Origin of the sequence: Vibrio viridaestus, assembly GCF_003856525.1 — a bacterium.
GTDB lineage: Bacteria > Pseudomonadota > Gammaproteobacteria > Enterobacterales > Vibrionaceae > Vibrio > Vibrio viridaestus.
Genome location: NZ_RJVQ01000001.1, coordinates 342216 through 359703 on the forward strand (window position 1 = coordinate 342216; position 17488 = coordinate 359703).

The window sequence follows — 17488 nt, forward strand, 5'->3', positions numbered from 1 at the left end:
CAAACTATGTTTACAACAAAACCAACACTCATATATGTTTGTCTATCCGCCTTTTTTCTGGAGGGATGCGGCTCACTGACGCATTCAGAATTTGAGGCTCCTCAAGTCTCAATACCTAATTCTTGGCAACAACAAAAAGTTGATACGTCCACCAATATCGATCCGTGGTGGAAAAAGTTTGGTGATGCGCAACTCGACTCACTAATTCAAACAGTTCTGGAGCAAAATAGTGACATGGCACTTGCTACGCTCACACTGCAAAAGGCTCGGCTGCAGGCCGGCTTGTCTGCTACGGATCGGTACCCAGACATTTCATCCTCGACGTCGGGATCAAAGAGCAAAGATCTTAAAAATGGTGATACCAGTAAAAGTTATTCTACATCGCTTTCGATCAGTTATGAGCTCGATTTATGGGGACGAGTGTCTTCTGAAATAGATGCGAATAAATGGGCTGCCATCGCCAGTGAAGAAGATCGGGAAGCAACGGCTCAGAGTCTTGTTTCGACAACAGCCTCCCTTTATTGGCAAATTGGTTACCTAAAAGACAGGATTAGTCTGAGTACCAAAAGTATCGACTACGCTAAACAGACGCTTTCATTAACTGAAAACCAGTATCGAAGTGGTGCGGTAACACAGTTGAATGTACTTGAAGCGAAACGCAGTCTCGCAGGACAAGAATCCACACACAGTGAACTGCTGCAACAATTACATGAAGCTGAGAATTCAATAGCAACGCTGGTAAACCAGCCACTTGATAACAATGTCGTGGCTATAAATTCTTTACCCGATAGGCAAATCCCTGCAATCAAGGCAGGGGTTCCTTCTGATATTCTGGTTCGAAGACCAGATGTAAAATCCGCGCTCTACAGCATCAAAAAAGCGCTTGCGACAAAAGATGCAACATTTGCGGCTTACCTCCCCACAGTAACGTTAACTGGTGACTTGGGTAGCTCTTCGAGCCAACTGAGTAATTTACTAAATAACCCAATTGCGACTTTGGGTGCGGGACTGGTTCTCCCCTTCCTCGAATGGAATCAAATGAAAATCAATGACAAGATAGCCGATATTGATTACCAAAGTGCAGTTGTAACTTATAGACAAACACTTTATCAAGCATATGAAGATGTTGATAATGCGCTTTCGGCCAAAGAGCAATATGATTACCAAGCAACCAAATTGAAAGAACAATACGATGCAGCCGCTGCTGCTGAAAAGATTTACGCGAGTCAGTATCGATATGGTGCAGTTAGTATTCAGGATTGGCTAGATGCGCAAGAAACACTGCGAGAATCAGAAGAATCACTGTTAGAGAATAGATATAACCGCTACAACATCCAGGCAACGGTTTATCAGGCTCTCGGGGGCAGCGATATCGCGCCAGTAATGAATTGATCGAAATTCAAGACAGGTTTACTCCAAACTTGTCTTGATTCTTTCGCCTATCCACACTATAAGAGTATCTCTGTTTATCTAGACTTTTCACGTTGTATCGAAATGGAATCTTCAACTCTCTGGGTATTTATACCGACTTTTTTCTTCGTTTCCGCCACACCAGGAATGTGTATGACATTGGCCCTAACGCTGGGTATGACCATTGGTGTAAAACGCGCTATGTTAATGATGGTTGGAGAACTCATTGGGGTTGGTTTAGTCGCGACATTAGCAATAATTGGTGTTGCAGCTATTCTTCTTAATCATCCAACCCTATTTATTATTTTAAAGAGTGTCGGCGCTCTGTATCTACTTTATCTAGGCATTCAAATGTGGCGTTCAAAAGGTCGATTAGCCATTCCAGAAAACTTAGATGAAGCAGTTAAAGCTGATTTCAAAACCCTGGCTTCCCAAGGATTCATAACCGCAATAGCCAATCCAAAAGGTTGGGCGTTTTTCATTGCATTGTTACCACCATTTATTCATTCCGAGGCACCACTCCCAGCCCAATGCGTCAGTCTAATTAGTGTTATTCTAGTACTGGAATTCACATGTCTGATGATGTATGCATGTGGAGGACAAACACTGCGTAAGGCGCTACTGAATCGCGGAAATGTCGTTGTAATGAATAGAATCTCAGGGTCACTGATGGCGGGAGTTGCGGCTTGGCTAGCTCTAGGCTAGCCAAAGCGAAGAAAAAATAGTGGAAATAGTGGGGTTACAATTAACCAACCGCCCACAAATTGGGTGACTCATTGATTACTGTAGACATCGGTTTGAAATTAACGGAGTCAGACAAAAGAGATGTTTCGATCTTGATAACAATTTTTTTTACTTTCGTCGGGGTGCTGATAGCAAGCGAAGGCATATGAATTGTTCTCGGAGTGAACACATAAAAAGCCCCAGGTTTCATAATATTTTCATTTAGATCGAGCAGGTTATTATTGTGTCCGATGAAGCCAATGTCTCTGTCTTGATCAAAATTACATGTGCGATGTAATATACGATACTCTTCATCAGATGCTATAGCCCACCCAAACCTCTCCTCACCATAAAGTAAGAATTGGACATCGGTGTAAGTTTGATGAAACTCTGCTCCAAACTGACTCTCTTCCAGAGTCTCGTATTCTTGGACAAGAAAGAACGCTTCATCACTTTCAATATGTTTAATATCGTATTTTCCGGGAGCCAAATTATCTAGATCCATACTGGTCACGTAGTCAAAAATATCGTTTACCAGTGGAGAAAATAGAGCCTGATTATCTGAGCAGCCAAATTTACTAATTATCATATCTACCTACTTCATCTACTTTTTGAGTCTGCACATGATAAGAGTAAACCGACGAGTAATTTGTGAATTAGATAGGGTTTATGATGGGCCTAATGTAACAAAAGGCAACATAGAAAAATAAGTTGCCTTTAAGCATGAAAATCCCGCTTTCACTCTTAACTATTTAATTATAAAAGACTTCTTCACTATCAACATCAAAATAGACTTTATCGGAAACATTCAGACCGCCACAATAAACAAAGTAAACGTTACGATTGGGGTAATTCAAAGACTTCATCCAGCCCTTAAGTTCTTCAAAATCCTCTGGCTCACATATTTTTTCGGTGAGGAGTTTCTCCGTTACATGAATAAACTTTTCACGGTAATCTTTAAAGTCGTCGGAAGCATGAATGTAGCTACTGATAATTTCTTCTTGCTCCTGCTCATTAATAACGGGCTTTACATGAGCTAAGTGCGCCATCTTGACCCATTCAGCCATCTCTTTACCACCCTGCTTATAGACGTAATAGCCAGAGATTCGACCCCATCCATCTTTCTCTTCCATAACCGTTACGCCATCACCAATATAGAGATAACGTTCAGGTAAAAAACTTTCTCCTGGCCCGTTTCGAACTGCTACTTTGCGATCTTTGGCATAGTAATCTTTAACAAGAAAAGGCGCAGGCTGATTCGGTTGGGTTTCACTCCCGGTATTTTTACTATCCTTGGTATCGTCTTCCATTTTAGCGACTTCAGTTTCTTGAGCTGGCTTCATAAAAAAGAGGTAGTAACCAGCCCCGGCACCACCAAGCCCTAATAATAGGATCACGATGAGTAAAATTTTTTTCACGATGCCTTCCTAATTTGTGGCGTATTAAAACTTTAAGCTAACTCTATAAACATCGGTAATGTTAAGTAATACTTTAGCCGAATGAATAGCGAAAGAAAAATTCACGCTTAATCATTCGGTTACTCATATTTATATCACTATATTGGGTGTTATATTTGAGCTGTTGCATTGATTTAGGAGACGAAGATCGACATACTAGCAAATTCATCAAATTTCATAAAAATAATTACATATCAATAAAATGGAATATTATAACAACGTTTTACACAGGGCTGTGCGTTTGTTTCCATCAACGACATTTTTAATAGCTCTGCCGGCTACAGCATCAGAAAACACGGCAACTGGGGCCATCTTAAGCAATTTTTACTACACACTCTTGTTCGGTTTCATTCTCGTACTGATTTTTTTATTAATAAAATTAACTCGACACAAGCATCAAGAACCATTTTATAACCCGACCCTGATGAATGCATTTCGTGAAATGTCTGCCTGTATCATTCTTGATAGCAAGTACCGCATCATAAAAATCAATAAAGAGTTTACTAAGCTGAATGGCTACGAATTAAAAGACGTAATGCGTCTGACTCCTTTTCCCAATATCGTTTTCACCGATTCTTACAAAGAAAAAAAGCAGATTATTGCCAGCCTTGCATCCTCGGGAGTATGGCAAGGCGAGCTATCAGCAATTCATAAATCCGGTTACGTATTAACACAACTGATAAAGATTCAAGCTATCAATACGTCAACAGACCACCCACCATTTTACATCATGTCTTTTGTAGATATTTCTCATCAGAAAGAAATAGAACATCAACTCCGAATTCTGAGTGAAAAAGACCCATTAACAGGACTGTGGAATCGACGCAAATTTGATGACGAACTGCGCCGCCTGTGCAAGCTTGTCGAACGCTATCCAGATAAATCATCAGCCTGTGTTGCTATGATTGATATTGACCATTTCAAACAAATAAACGATCAGCTAGGGCATGATCATGGCGATTACGTGATTCAAATGTTGTCTGGAAAATTTAAAAAAGATTTGAGAGAAACCGATATTATCGCTCGTGTTGGCGGCGAAGAATTTGCTATCATACTGCGTCAGACATCATTACAAGATGCTGCATATATAATCGATAGATTACGCCATGCTATACACGAGAATCACGACATTCCCTGTTCGATAAGCGGTGGGATTACCGATGTGACGAGTAGCCCAGAACAAGTTTATAAACGTGCAGATATCGCTCTATACAATGCGAAGTCTGCTGGAAGAAATAAAATTCTACCTTTACCGTCTTCACAAACCGCTGAAGTCGAATATGCTCTTCAGTAGTGCAGTGCTATAACTAATTGCACAACAGCTTATCAACGGATTGATATTCTACTAGTAACCTATTGTTTTTATAATGTGCACTAAGTTGGCTCAAAAATTGATCTGACTATATTAGAGAATGGAATTGCACACAATTAGGGAGAAAAAGATGCAAGACACACTAACAGTTGTGCTCGCTGGAGGTATCGGTTCCCGCCTATCACCTCTGACAGATAACAGAGCGAAACCAGCTGTTCCATTTGGGGGCAAATATCGAATCATCGATTTTACACTAACGAACTGCCTTCATTCTGGGCTAAGAAAAATCCTCGTATTAACTCAATACAAATCACACTCCTTGCAAAAACATCTGCGCGATGGATGGTCGATTTTTAATCCCGAACTGGGCGAATACATCACTGCAGTACCACCTCAAATGCGCAAGGGCGGTGCATGGTACGAAGGCACAGCAGACGCTATCTATCATAACTTATGGCTGTTATCACGCAGTGATGCAAAGTACGTCGTAGTGCTTTCAGGTGATCATATTTACAAAATGGATTACGCGGCCATGTTAGAAGAGCACAAAGCACAAAATGCGGTGGCAACTATCGCCTGTATGGATGTACCTCGCAATGAAGCTTCTTCTTTTGGCATCATTACTGTAGACGAACAGTACAAAGTAACTTCTTTTATAGAAAAGCCCAAAGATCCGCCACCGATGCCAAACAACCCAGACAGAAGTTTGGTATCCATGGGAATCTATATTTTCAACATGGACATACTTCAAGAAGCACTTATCAATGATGCCAAACTTGAAGATTCAAGCCATGATTTTGGTCGGGATATACTTCCAGAACTTATCAAGACCAATCAGGTACTTGCTTACAATTTTGGTGGTGATAAGGGACGCGTTGCCAAAGACAGTTACTGGCGTGATGTAGGTACCATTGACTCTTATTATCAGGCGAATATGGATCTGCTAGAACCAATGCCGCCGATGAATCTCTACCAGAAGGATTGGGGAATCAGAACATATGAACCTCAATATCCACCAGCAAGAACGGTTTCCTCAGCAACAGGTAATGAAGGTATTTTCATTAACTCAATTATCGCAAACGGCGTGATTAATTCAGGCGGTTCGGTTCATCACTCAATTATTTCTTCGAATGTCAGAATCCATGATAGTGCCACAGTCTCTGATTCTATCATTTTTGATGATGTGACCATTGGCGAAGGATGCCAGTTAGCAAACTGCATCATCGATAAACATGTCACGATACCGCCAAATACCGAAATCGGTATTGACAGGAAAGAAGATGCAAAACGATTTCATATTTCTGAAAAAGGTATTGTAGTCATTCCTGAAGGATACAAGTTCGACCAATAATGATATTATTCTTCCAGAGAACATAAAGAAAACGCCACACTAAATTCCAATAGTGTGGCGTACTAATAAAATGTATTAGCTTAATCAGGAAACACTATTATGAGCTTTTACAATAAATCTAAAAACAGTAAATCTTAAGAATATATATTCCCCTTTTTTGTGCCATCCCCTCATTTTGAGCACAATATGATTGAAATGACGACTGGAAAGTTAGATATATAACTTTATTGAAAATTTACTCATTTTATTAAGGTCTAGATGTAAATGGATAAGACAACTCGTACCATTCCTGCGCACAAGCATGTCGCACTCGTTGCCCACGATAACTGTAAAAAAGAGTTACTGAAATGGGTATCTGATAATAAAGAAAAATTACAGAAGCACTTCCTTTATGCTACCGGAACTACTGGTTATCTGCTGAGCAAAGAAACGGGCTTAGCAATAAAAAGTCTGATTAGCGGTCCTATGGGAGGCGACCAACAATTAGGTTCGCTTATTGCTGAAAAAGAAATTGATGTATTGGTTTTCTTTTGGGATCCACTGAACTCTGTTCCACATGACCCAGATGTAAAAGCACTGCTTAGAATCGCCAGCGTGTGGAATATCCCTATTGCAACCAACCAAGCTAGTGCTGATTTTATCTTTGCATCAGCGTTGATCGACTCTGAAGTGGATATTTTAATCCCAGACTACGACTCATATCTCAATAAGCGCAAATAAGTTACTTAATCTGTCTGATCGGATAATGTCCCGAACGAAGCTCCTCTACAAAAGAGGAGCCTTTGTTATTAAACGCAATCCACAATTTCTCTTTTGCTCTCGTCATCGCCACATAGAATAATCGTCGCTCTTCAGCATTCGGGTATGACTCATGCTTGCTGGTAAGAACATTATTTAAATGCCTGTTCTTAACTTTCGCTGGGAATTGTCCATCATCAACATTAAGAATAAACACATAATCGGCCTCTTTCCCTTTTGCCGCATGACAAGTCATAAATTTTAGGGACAAGTTACGATAGCGCTCTTGCCAGTCCTCAAATAGCTCAGGTTTGTGATAGTGATTTCGGCCTAGCAATAGAACCGATTTGTGGCTTTTCGATCCTCGGTTCAGATCGTCCAACGTTTTCTCAAGCTTAATTTGGTTCAGCAAGTATGCTCTTGGTTTTTTTACCGTCGTAAAACTGTGTAACTCTTTGACTAACTGCTCTGGGTTTTTCTGTATAAATTGATTCGCGACATCACCAATCTTATTGTTAAAGCGATAGGTTGTATCCAAATAAGAAATAACCGAGTTAGGGAAACGAATCTTAAAATCAGTCGTTAGATTCACATCTGAGCCAGCAAACTCATAGATTGATTGCCAATCATCGCCGACAGCAAATAAGATCGCTCCATTTTGTTTAGAAGTCTTAGCACATAACGCTTCCACTAACTCTAACCGTTCGGGCGATATATCCTGGTATTCGTCAACCATAATATGAGTCCATAGGGAATCATATTTTCCTCTTTTCACTAACTTAGTTGCCTCAGAAATCATCAGGTTAAAGTCAAGATGGTTCTCCTGTTTTAACATCTGACTCCAGGCCAAATAGCAAGGCCAACAGAGTGAAAGTTCACTATTCAAGCGCGTAAAATCATTGTCATTTACAATACTTTCCTGAATATCTTTTTTGCTCATATTTATCATGGCTAAAACATCAAGCTGCTTGACCAGCCATGAAATTAACTTTTCGTCTTCAACGTGGCTTCCAAGTTCATCATCGCCAGTAATGTACGCTATGGGCCATTGAGTTAAATGCTTTTGCCAACGTTTGTAGTTAGTTGGAGTCATCCAATGCTTCTTCAGCCAATCCATAACCCATGCCGCTTTCGCTTCGTCGTTGGTCGCTAAAGGAGAAATATCAACGCTTTCTTCATTAGAGGATTTAATAATACTAAGACCGAGCTGATGAAAAGTTGAAACAGTGACATGTTTTGCGGCAGGACCGACACGGCTACGTAATCGCTCAGACATCTCCATCGCGGCTTCTTTGCCGAACGCAAGCAAAAGTATTTCTTCCGGCTTAGCCAAACCACTTTCGATCAGGTAAGCAACCCGAGCGGTCAATACGCTCGTTTTACCCGAACCCGCTCCGGCTAAAATCAGGTTATTATCATCATTAAGTAAAACGGCTCTTTGTTGTGATTCATTCAGTGGCGAAGATTCGATTTGAGAGAATAGATCACGCCATCGCTCACGTTCTTTGTAGAGCCATGACGTATTTCTATTCTCTAGTAACTGTTCTGAGTTGGTATACCAAATAGCAATTTCCTGAGACAGTTCAGGTAAACGCTGTTGAATGTGTTTAATCGATAGAGACAGGTCATCCAACCCAGCACTAACTCCAGCATGCCATTCTTCCAATCTCGAATGCGATAGATACGAGTTAAGCTCAAGCAAATCAGAGAGATCAGACTGCCATTTTGGCATATAGTTAGCTAAAGCCTCACATTGTTCCTGATGCCACTGACGGTATTGTTCTACAGCTAGACGAGCAAAATCTTCACACTGCTGCCATGGTAGCCCTCGCACGAGCCAACTAATGCGCTGGTCACCTTCAGTATGCGAATAAAACTCCAGCTCTCCCCAACAGATACCACGTCGAACTCTGACAGATCCATCCCACAACAGGAAAGGGATATGTTCTTCCGCTAACTCCGAGCTTACAACAATCGTTTTTTCGACTAATTCGACCTGATGGTATTCATCGTGAATGAAATACTGCGCACTTTTGCTGGCTTTTAACAACATCGGAGCTACTCTAACTTGAAATTCAGACATTAATTGAACCATTGTTGACCAGTTCACTACTTTCGTAACGAATATTTATTTAGATCAGTGTATTAATTGGTTAAGCTGATAGCCTAACACTTTTCTGTTTGAGTGGTTAAAAAAAGTGAGACTTATTAGCTTGTTACTCAGTTATTGGACGAATAAAACCATCAACTACGCAATTATGATATTTATTGCGTTGATGGGGATAGCTGTACCGACCTATTACTACAGCTTAAATACATGGATGACTCCGCTAATTCTGGGTGTAATTGCCGCAGCCTTAACAGAGCAAGATGAGAGCTTAACAGGTCGCCTAAAAGCCAACTTCTTAACGCTTATTTGCTTCGCCATTGCCACGTTTTCGATACAACTTTTATTCAACTACCCCATATTATTTGCTATTGGTCTTTTTTCATCAACCTTTGGCTTTATCATGTTGGGCGCAATTGGTCCCAGATACGCAAGCATTGCATTTGGCTCTCTACTGATTGCTGTTTACACCATGCTTGGCGCCAAAATGAGTCCTAATTTTTGGTTTCAACCCGTACTTCTTTTAACAGGTGCTGCGTGGTATTACCTTCTTTCATTTGCATGGGCCGTATTTTTTCCAAGAAGACCGATCCAACAGAGTCTGTCCGATGTATTCAATAACATCTCAAACTACATCGAAATGAAAAGCGAATTGTTTCATCCAACAGAGCAGATGGAGCTACAGCCGTATCGGATTAGAGAAGCTAATTTGAATGCGTCAACAGTTATGGCGCTTAACCATTGTAAAGCTACGCTAGTAGCTCGTTCAAAACGTGGCGTGATACGCAGTTCAAACGATAAGTACCTCAAAGTCTATTTTCTTGCTCAGGACATACATGAGCGCGTTACCTCTTCTCACTATCGCTACCAAGATCTTGCACAGCAGTTCTTGCATTCAGATATTCTATTTCGATTTAAATTTCTTATGCTGGAACAGGCAAAAGCATGCAGACATATTGCAGAAGATTTAAAGCTTGGTAGGACTTATGAACATACCGATGCAACATCTCAAGCGTTAAAAGAACTGCAAGACTCTATGGCTTATCTTAAAAGCCAGCATAATCCTCAGTTGAAACCATTACTTAACCAGTTGGGATATCTATTTAACAACCTATCAACAGTAGAAAGGCTACTCAACAATATTAGTAAACCTCATATAGAAACGATCGACGAGAACGAGCTCAGCGATAATTCACCTCATTCACTCAAAAATATGGGGCAAAGAGTACTTGATAACCTGAATAAGGAATCCATTGTATTCAGACACGCTATCCGCATGTCGATCGCCTTAACTTCGGGCTATCTCATTCTTCAGTTGTTTGATTTACCTCTTGGCTATTGGATTATGCTGACAACCCTATTTGTCTGCCAACCGAACTTCTCATCGACAAAACAACGTATCGTTCTTAGGGTCATAGGCACAATATCTGGACTTCTCATCGGTTCGTTGATGTTAACCCTGTTCCCGTCACAGTTAAGTCAATTCGCGATGATTATCGTTACTGGCGTTCTGTTCTTTGCTTTTAGAATTAATAATTACGCCTACGCGACGGGATTTATCACAATACTGGTTCTTTTTTGCTTTAATCAATTTAGCGTTGGTTTAGCCGTAGTAATTCCCCGACTTATTGACACCATTATTGGTTGTGCGCTGGCAGTCGGTGCCGTAGCTTACATTTTGCCCGATTGGCATTCCAAAAAGATACATAAAAGCATGGCTGATGCCATCGATAAAAATATGCATTATCTCGATCAAATCATCGTTCAATATCGTATCGGTAAAAAAGACAACCTTAACTATCGTATTGCTCGTCGAGATGCTCACAACCAAGACGCAGCGCTTACCTTTTCAGTAAACAATATGATTGCTGAGCCCGGCAAATATCGCACCTCAGTCAACGAAGCATTTCGCTTTCTAACTTTAACACATGCATTGCTAAGCTATATCTCTACATTGGGCGCACATCGCACTCGGCTAGACGACATAGCGACACACAAGTTGATTCAAGATGCTCATAAGGTTATTCATCAACACCTTGAGCAGATAACGCTACAACTTGCTAATTCAAACCTATCTGAAGATAAACAAAAGATCGATAACCTTGATCTGGAGAAAAGACTAACGGAATGGCGAGAGGAAGATAGTGACTCAGTTCGACTTATTTTACAGCAATTACATCTAATCTATCGGATGATTCCAGAACTTTACTCACTCAGCAGCAAGTTTACTGCTCGCGTTAATTGATATTATTAACACAACAATGACAAAGCTTGGACAATTCATAAGTGCTTACAATTTACACTACTCAGGTATTTTGGGAGATTTTCTAATGAATTGTACAAGCTATCATTACAAAGTTACCGGAGATTACCAACAGGTCTCAGATGAAACTTTTGACGAAGTGATTTCAACCTTAAAGCAACTCTCTCCGGTGCAATTGCGTTTTTTGAAAGAACAGATTCAGGACTCTTTGGATGAGAGTGAAGAAGAATTGTTGACAGTAGAAGAATTAGACACAATAGCAGAGTTATTCTCAGCGAGAAGTTGAGCTTGCTATTTGGTTCTTTGAACCCTAAAATGATTAAAAATTGTACGAATCGTTATTGGTGAGATAACTCGTGAATTCTTCTATTCAATCTGGATACAATATGATTAACCAAGCGTCTCAGACTGCCACAAAAGCAGCCCAAGAGATTCAGGCCAACGCTGTCCAGAATAAAGAGGATTCCTTCCGTGCTGGAGGAATAGAAAACTTACCATCTCAAGTTAATCAATCAACCCCATCATCTCAAAACAACACCGACCCTTTATTAGATTTAAGTCAAGCCGTTCAGTACAATCGGGTTGGTACCAACATTGTTCAAAAGAACCAAGAGATGATTGGTTCACTGCTCGATGTAAGAGTCTAAGCAACTAGACTCTTCATACTTCACTTTATCTTAAAGTCAGTTCCGGCCATAATTGTTCGAGGTCTAGATGAGCCTCAATTGCATCAGCAATGCGGTCAATGGCTAATTCTTTGTTCGTTTGGTGATCAAATTCTTGAATTGTTTGTGCCCCAGCCCACTGACAAATTGCTTTAGTAACATCAAACTCATCGAAGAGACCGTGTAAATAACAACCCAATACTTGATTGGTAGAACTCAGATAGCCATCAAAACCATCGTCTTCCAACTGAATCAAAGGTTGGTCTTCAGAATCAGGCTCTAAGGTCGACTCTCCGACATGAATCTCATAGCCTTTAACAACATACTGAGATCCTGAGAGAGAGAGCTTGCCAACAACATTGGTCAAATGCTTTTGCTGAGTAAGAACAGTATTGATATCTAACAGCCCCAACCCTTCACTCTTCCCTGAGTCTCCTTCTACACCAAACGGGTCATCAATGGTTTTACCCAACATCTGGTAACCACCGCAGATACCCAATACTTTTCCACCAAATCTGAGATGTCGGTAAATATCTTGATCCCAGCCTTGGGATTTCAGGTATGCGAGATCGGCTCGCGTAGACTTAGAACCAGGTAAAATAACCAGATCGAGACCCTCAATACGTTCCCCCTTTTGAATATAACGCAGATCTATATCTGGGTTCTTTCGCAGAACATCAAAGTCAGTATGATTGCTTATACGGGAAAAAATAGGTACACCAACACGTATCTGAACTTTATCTGACAGGTTCTGACTTTTATCGATCGCATCTTCCGCCTCAAGATCAAAACCGTGCAAATAAGGTAGTACCCCCAATACGGGCTTACCTGTTTTCTCCTCTAGCCAGTCTAAGCCTGGCTGCAAAATAGATAGATCACCCCGAAAACGGTTTATAACGAATCCAACCACTCTTTGCTGCTCACTCGGTGAAAGTAGTTCTAATGTGCCGTATAGGTGTGCAAATACGCCGCCTTTGTCGATATCTGCCACTATGATGACGGGTATATCAGCTTCCTCAGCAAATCCCATGTTGGCAATATCATTATGCCGTAGGTTAATTTCCGCTGGACTCCCCGCACCTTCAACCATCACACTATCGTAGGCTGACAGCAGTTTATTATAAGAGTCCATGACAGTTGCTTTCGCGACTTTCTTATAATCGTGATAGGCGTTGGCCTCCATATTAGTAATCGCTCGTCCCTGTAATATTACCTGAGCTCCCGTATCCGAATTGGGCTTTAATAAGACAGGGTTCATATGTACCGTCGGAGCAATTCCACAAGCGAGGGCTTGTACAGCTTGAGCTCGACCGATTTCGCCACCATCAGCCGTTACAGCACTATTAAGAGCCATATTTTGTGGTTTAAAAGGCGCAACTTTGATGCCTTTACGCTTAAGTACTCGGCACAGCCCAGCGACAAGTACGCTCTTGCCTGCATCGGAAGTTGTTCCCTGAACCATTAATGTTTTCAATGATGATTTCATCGTTTACTCATAAATTCTGTATTGACTGCATGATAAGCAACTAGGCTTTAGAGCTCAACGCAGGTGTAATATTGTTATCGCTGGTCAATAATAGAGATAGCCGCTACACAATACCAAATGTTTTTACTCTGTTTTTTTCTGATTTTTATGTATTCTTAATGTATTAAATACAAGAAATTAAGCATGAGACTGACACTATGGCATCACAAATATCTAAATGGCTCATCCCATTCGCTCTCATTTCGTCTTCTGCGTATGCCAATAACTTTGATTATAATTATTTTGAGTTCCGCGTAGGTTCAAGTCCGCAGTCTATGGGAGCAGAGTACAGTGTGAGCTTGACCGACAACTTTCATGCTCTCGCACGATTGGACTCCCAATTTGAACATGATGGCGATGCTGCGGGAGGTATTGGGTTTAATGGGCCGCTAAACGATTTCGTCGATATATACGGTCAGGCTCTGGGGCATTACGTCGATTACCCCAATGATGAAAATAAAAGCTCAGAAACACTACTAGAACTTAATGTAGGCCTGAGGCTTTGGATTGCAGAAAAATTAGAGACCGAGATAAAAGTCGGTACGATTGACGATCATTCCATCTTTAACGCTGGTATTAGATTTCATTCGACCGATCAATTATCGTTGGGGGCGGGTTTTGTGAATAACGGTATTTGGGGTCCACAAATCGAGATGAACGTTCGGGCACTATTTTGAGTCTTAGGCAGGTGAATCAATGGTCCATCAGCAATACATGGAAAAATTGTTAGAGTTTATTCCAGCAGGAACGAAAGTGTTCATCACTTTAGAATTTGGTGAAAGTGAAACCTATAATTTTCAGTCTCAGCTGATTGGCTATAAAAATCACCAATGCATTATTATTGATTATCCTAAACGAGTCCTTCAAGATCTTATCATTCGAAAGCTAAGAAATATAAGGGCGACGGTAAGAGCCAAAAGCAACTCCGAGTTAGGTCATGTCATTGCATTCAGAACAAATATTCTCGATATCTCTACACAACCGTTTCCCATGATATTTCTAAAAATGCCTCATGATTATATGTCTAAGGCAATACGAGAACACCATCGATTTAAGTTTAGCGTTCCTGTAGAAGTCCATGAGAACGAACGGTGCCATAAAGGAAGACTAATAGACTTTTCTGTATCTGGGTGTGGTGTTTTGATGGATATGCCCTCTTTCATCGAACAAGGTGACGAAGTTGAGATTAAAATGGCATTAATTGGTGAAAACAATAGCCATTTTACCGGTAAAGTGATCAATATAATTCCACATAAATCTAACTGCGTTCTGGGTGTATCTTTTGATGATGTGATGCCTTTCGACACAGACTTAAAATCCGCCCTTTTTGAGCACTGCCACCCAGATGTAAATTGATATTAGTTTCTTCGATAGAAGGCGCTCTTAAAGAACATTAATGCCTGCTGTACTTTCTCCTCTCTGATCGGTTTCACAATGATGAAATCAGCACCAGCATTAAGAAATGCTTCTTGCGTTTCATTACTACCGTCAGCGGTACACGCAAAGATAGGCGCTCTCACATTTAATTCTCTTCTCATGATTTTCGTTATTTCTATACCATCCTGACGCGGTAATTGATTATCCATAAGTATGAGGTCAAAGTTACTTTTTCCAACCATATCAATCGCTTCATCCCCGTCCTTAGCCCAAGAAACCTTTAAACCAAACTTTTCACAGAATGCACGCGCTATAAAAGCATTTGTTTTGTTATCTTCTACAACAAGAACTCTTGGTTCTGAAGTGAAATAAAGGTTTGAATGAATCAGAATATCGTTTGATGTCGGTTGCGTCCCCGGTAATTGGTTCTTTATTTGCATCGGTATTGAAAAGCTAAATGTACTGCCCTTATTCATCTCAGAACTGAGTGATATTTGGCCTCCAAAAAGTTCTACTAAGTTCTTTACAATTGAAAGCCCTAGCCCACTACCACCATGATCTTTAGATACACGCGACGAAGACTGTATAAATGGTTCAAAAATAATCGCTTGCTCTTTTTCATCAATCCCAATACCAGTATCACTAATTTCAACGATGAGTTGCGGCTCAATAGTCTGTTGCCCTGTTAATTGAACTTTAATTGTAATATCGCCGCTTTCAGTAAATTTCACCGCATTATTTAATAGATTGAAAATAATTTGATTCAGCCTGATCTGATCACTAAAAACGATAGTTGGCTGCTCAAGATTATGCACTAAGTTAAAATGCACTCTTTTTTCTTCACACAATGGACGGTAGATTTTTTCAACAGCATTAACTGTGTCTACTAAATTGAATTCGGCAATGGTGATATTAAATTTACCATGCTCAAGTTTTGAGAAATCTAATATATCATTTAAAACCGCGAGTAGATGTTCACTGCAAGCACACAAGACTCCGACCTGCTCTTGATGTTTTTCATCGGTCGAACTTTGTTTGAGAAGCTGTGCGACACCTAAAATACCATTGAGAGGTGTCCTGACTTCGTGACTCATTCTTGCGAGGAAGTCAGCTCGAGCACCAGCTGTACGTTCGGCTTCTATCTTCGCAAGTCGGCTTTGCTTCTCAGCATCGGCAATACTGGTGATATCCTGACCTTGGGTCAAGATTGACTCTAATCCATTTGCAGATGAAATGGGGGAAACCGTCCATCTCAATGTTCTACCATTAATTTCAGTAATAACCTCACCGGAACGTTTTCCATGGCTGACATCAGAGATTGTTTTACTCAGCTTCTGTTTTAGCTCTAAATAGAGTGGTTTATTCCCATCCACATCTTTAGAGAAATGTTTAACTGCCGCGGGATTCATACGCAAAAGACTGCTGTTCGTCCCCCAAAGTATTGTAGGTACGATAGAGTAATTGAACAGATTTTCGAACTGTTTTTCTTGCTCTGATAAGCGATGAAAGGTGTGCTCTAATACCCTACCAAAATGGTCAAACTCAGCGATTGTTGAACCATCAAATTTAACTTCAGTACCTCGTTCAGCGATAGTGTAAGTAAAGTGCATGAGCGTTTCGATCTCCGCTCTAATACGTTTATGGAGCCAACGCCAAAGAATGAAGGAAAAAACAATCGTGGCCAATAACGTAAAGATGACTGCTAGATAAAAGTTAAATCTCAGCTTATGAATATTTTGATTACTTTGCACTGAGTACAGTGTCAGTTGAGTCGGGATGTCATCAATACTTAAATGTGTTTTGTTGATAAAAATTTGATCATCCTGATTGTAGGTAATGTTGTCTTGTAAAATATCATTCAGTTCGTAAGATTCTTTTCCGGTCAGGGTGCTCGATAACACTTCATTCTTAATCTCTAGCACGAGGTTTTGCGAATGACTGCGCGTTCTTAGGTCCTCAATTAAATGAAAATTATCATTGAGCAAGAACGCCACGACAAGATAGCCAATAACCTCACCAGAGACCGGATCAACCAATGGCGCACGTCTGGCCAGTACATACGCATTTTCCCCATTGAGACGAAACTTCACAATGTTCCAAAAGTTATTCAGAGAAACGGCGTTAAAAATGCTAATAAGTCTTTGCCTATCGATACCAAAAAACTCGGCACTTCCATCATCCCAAACCGGTGCATTTAGATTGGTAAGAAAACGAAAATCGGGTGTATTGTCTGGATCTTGCTGATCGACGGATTTAAAAAACTTTTCAATAGCGTAGCCAGATTGTTGCTTCACTGCTTTCACTAACTCAGGGTTACTTGCACTACTGTCCTGATGTATTTTTAGTAATGAGAGTCGGAAATCAAATACACGCTGCTGCAAATTGGATGTTTGCGTCGCTGTACGTTCGACTTCTTGAGCAATAAGAGAACTACTGATGTGATAACTCTGAAATAGAACCCCAAAAGTTAATGCACTAATCACCAACGCAATCGAGCGAGTAAAATAGGTAGCTATCTTTCTTTTCTTCTGAAAATATTTATTCATTGGATAAATTTAAT

15 protein-coding genes are annotated in these 17488 nt (G+C 40.5%); 10 read left to right on the forward strand and 5 right to left on the reverse strand.

The annotated features are described in order from the left end of the window. Positions 1-6 precede the first annotated feature (6 nt). Both EES38_RS01595 and EES38_RS01600 read left to right on the forward strand, forming a co-directional pair. Positions 7-1392 (forward strand): efflux transporter outer membrane subunit, encoded by a 1386-nt coding sequence (locus EES38_RS01595; protein ID WP_124935420.1) that lies wholly within the window; start codon positions 7-9, stop codon positions 1390-1392. A gap of 102 nt (positions 1393-1494) precedes the next feature. Continuing rightward, a complete protein-coding gene (locus EES38_RS01600; protein WP_124935421.1) occupies positions 1495-2115 on the forward strand; it encodes a LysE family translocator in 621 nt (206 codons plus the stop codon). 40 nt (positions 2116-2155) lie between these two features. Here the strand turns inward: EES38_RS01600 and EES38_RS01605 are convergent, their stop codons facing one another. Together EES38_RS01605 and EES38_RS01610 are read right to left on the reverse strand one after the other, a co-directional pair. After that, positions 2156-2722, reverse strand: a complete 567-nt coding sequence (locus tag EES38_RS01605) for a NanQ anomerase/TabA/YiaL family protein (protein WP_124935422.1) — start codon at positions 2720-2722, stop codon at positions 2156-2158. A 163-nt stretch (positions 2723-2885) separates the two neighbouring features. Further along, positions 2886-3551, reverse strand: coding sequence for an SH3 domain-containing protein (locus EES38_RS01610; protein WP_124935423.1), 666 nt, complete (start codon positions 3549-3551; stop codon positions 2886-2888). Between the two features lie 463 nt (positions 3552-4014). Between EES38_RS01610 and EES38_RS01615 the strand changes: the two genes are divergently transcribed. From EES38_RS01615 to EES38_RS01625, 3 genes are all read left to right on the forward strand, one after another. After that, a complete protein-coding gene (locus EES38_RS01615; protein ID WP_166434188.1) occupies positions 4015-4884 on the forward strand; it encodes a sensor domain-containing diguanylate cyclase in 870 nt (289 codons plus the stop codon). Positions 4885-5002: 118 nt separating this feature from the next. Continuing rightward, positions 5003-6253, forward strand: coding sequence for a glucose-1-phosphate adenylyltransferase (gene glgC / locus EES38_RS01620; protein WP_279432204.1), 1251 nt, complete (start codon positions 5003-5005; stop codon positions 6251-6253). Between the two features lie 264 nt (positions 6254-6517). Further along, positions 6518-6973: a methylglyoxal synthase gene (locus tag EES38_RS01625; protein ID WP_124935426.1), complete on the forward strand. Its 456-nt coding sequence runs from the start codon at positions 6518-6520 to the stop codon at positions 6971-6973. A gap of 1 nt (position 6974) precedes the next feature. Here the strand turns inward: EES38_RS01625 and helD are convergent, their stop codons facing one another. Further along, positions 6975-9044, reverse strand: a complete 2070-nt coding sequence (helD, locus tag EES38_RS01630; protein ID WP_124935829.1) for a DNA helicase IV — start codon at positions 9042-9044, stop codon at positions 6975-6977. 145 nt (positions 9045-9189) lie between these two features. Here helD and yccS point away from each other — a divergent pair, with 145 nt between their 5' ends. The 3 genes from yccS (at position 9190) to EES38_RS01645 (ending at position 12008) form a co-directional block, all read left to right on the forward strand. Further along, positions 9190-11343, forward strand: coding sequence for a YccS family putative transporter (gene yccS, locus EES38_RS01635; protein ID WP_124935427.1), 2154 nt, complete (start codon positions 9190-9192; stop codon positions 11341-11343). Between the two features lie 85 nt (positions 11344-11428). Then, positions 11429-11647: a hypothetical protein gene (locus tag EES38_RS01640; RefSeq protein ID WP_124935428.1), complete on the forward strand. Its 219-nt coding sequence runs from the start codon at positions 11429-11431 to the stop codon at positions 11645-11647. A 100-nt stretch (positions 11648-11747) separates the two neighbouring features. Further along, positions 11748-12008, forward strand: a complete 261-nt coding sequence (locus EES38_RS01645; RefSeq protein WP_124935429.1) for a hypothetical protein — start codon at positions 11748-11750, stop codon at positions 12006-12008. A 25-nt stretch (positions 12009-12033) separates the two neighbouring features. Here the strand turns inward: EES38_RS01645 and EES38_RS01650 are convergent, their stop codons facing one another. Continuing rightward, positions 12034-13512, reverse strand: coding sequence for a cobyric acid synthase (locus tag EES38_RS01650; RefSeq protein ID WP_124935430.1), 1479 nt, complete (start codon positions 13510-13512; stop codon positions 12034-12036). A 197-nt stretch (positions 13513-13709) separates the two neighbouring features. Here EES38_RS01650 and EES38_RS01655 point away from each other — a divergent pair, with 197 nt between their 5' ends. Further along, positions 13710-14228, forward strand: coding sequence for a hypothetical protein (locus EES38_RS01655; protein WP_124935431.1), 519 nt, complete (start codon positions 13710-13712; stop codon positions 14226-14228). Between the two features lie 19 nt (positions 14229-14247). Further along, complete coding sequence (locus EES38_RS01660) at positions 14248-14907, forward strand: flagellar brake protein (RefSeq protein ID WP_124935432.1); 660 nt, start codon at positions 14248-14250, stop codon at positions 14905-14907. Positions 14908-14909: 2 nt separating this feature from the next. On the opposite strand, the gene EES38_RS01665 is transcribed toward EES38_RS01660, so the two are convergent. Beyond that, positions 14910-17474, reverse strand: a complete 2565-nt coding sequence (locus EES38_RS01665; RefSeq protein WP_124935433.1) for a LuxQ periplasmic sensor domain-containing protein — start codon at positions 17472-17474, stop codon at positions 14910-14912. Positions 17475-17488 lie beyond the last annotated feature (14 nt).

Excerpts from the sequence above, each read along its gene's own strand:
- EES38_RS01595 (WP_124935420.1), top strand. The coding sequence starts at position 7 with ATGTTTACAACAAAACCAACACTCATATATGTTTGTCTATCCGCCTTT.
- EES38_RS01600 (WP_124935421.1), top strand. The coding sequence starts at position 1,495 with ATGGAATCTTCAACTCTCTGGGTATTTATACCGACTTTTTTCTTCGTT.
- EES38_RS01605 (WP_124935422.1), bottom strand. The coding sequence starts at position 2,722 with ATGATAATTAGTAAATTTGGCTGCTCAGATAATCAGGCTCTATTTTCT.
- EES38_RS01615 (WP_166434188.1), top strand. The coding sequence starts at position 4,015 with ATGAATGCATTTCGTGAAATGTCTGCCTGTATCATTCTTGATAGCAAG.
- glgC (WP_279432204.1), top strand. The coding sequence starts at position 5,003 with ATGGAATTGCACACAATTAGGGAGAAAAAGATGCAAGACACACTAACA.
- EES38_RS01625 (WP_124935426.1), top strand. The coding sequence starts at position 6,518 with ATGGATAAGACAACTCGTACCATTCCTGCGCACAAGCATGTCGCACTC.
- helD (WP_124935829.1), bottom strand. The coding sequence starts at position 9,044 with ATGTTGTTAAAAGCCAGCAAAAGTGCGCAGTATTTCATTCACGATGAA.
- EES38_RS01640 (WP_124935428.1), top strand. The coding sequence starts at position 11,429 with ATGAATTGTACAAGCTATCATTACAAAGTTACCGGAGATTACCAACAG.
- EES38_RS01645 (WP_124935429.1), top strand. The coding sequence starts at position 11,748 with ATGATTAACCAAGCGTCTCAGACTGCCACAAAAGCAGCCCAAGAGATT.
- EES38_RS01650 (WP_124935430.1), bottom strand. The coding sequence starts at position 13,512 with ATGAAATCATCATTGAAAACATTAATGGTTCAGGGAACAACTTCCGAT.
- EES38_RS01655 (WP_124935431.1), top strand. The coding sequence starts at position 13,710 with ATGGCATCACAAATATCTAAATGGCTCATCCCATTCGCTCTCATTTCG.
- EES38_RS01660 (WP_124935432.1), top strand. The coding sequence starts at position 14,248 with ATGGTCCATCAGCAATACATGGAAAAATTGTTAGAGTTTATTCCAGCA.
- EES38_RS01665 (WP_124935433.1), bottom strand. The coding sequence starts at position 17,474 with ATGAATAAATATTTTCAGAAGAAAAGAAAGATAGCTACCTATTTTACT.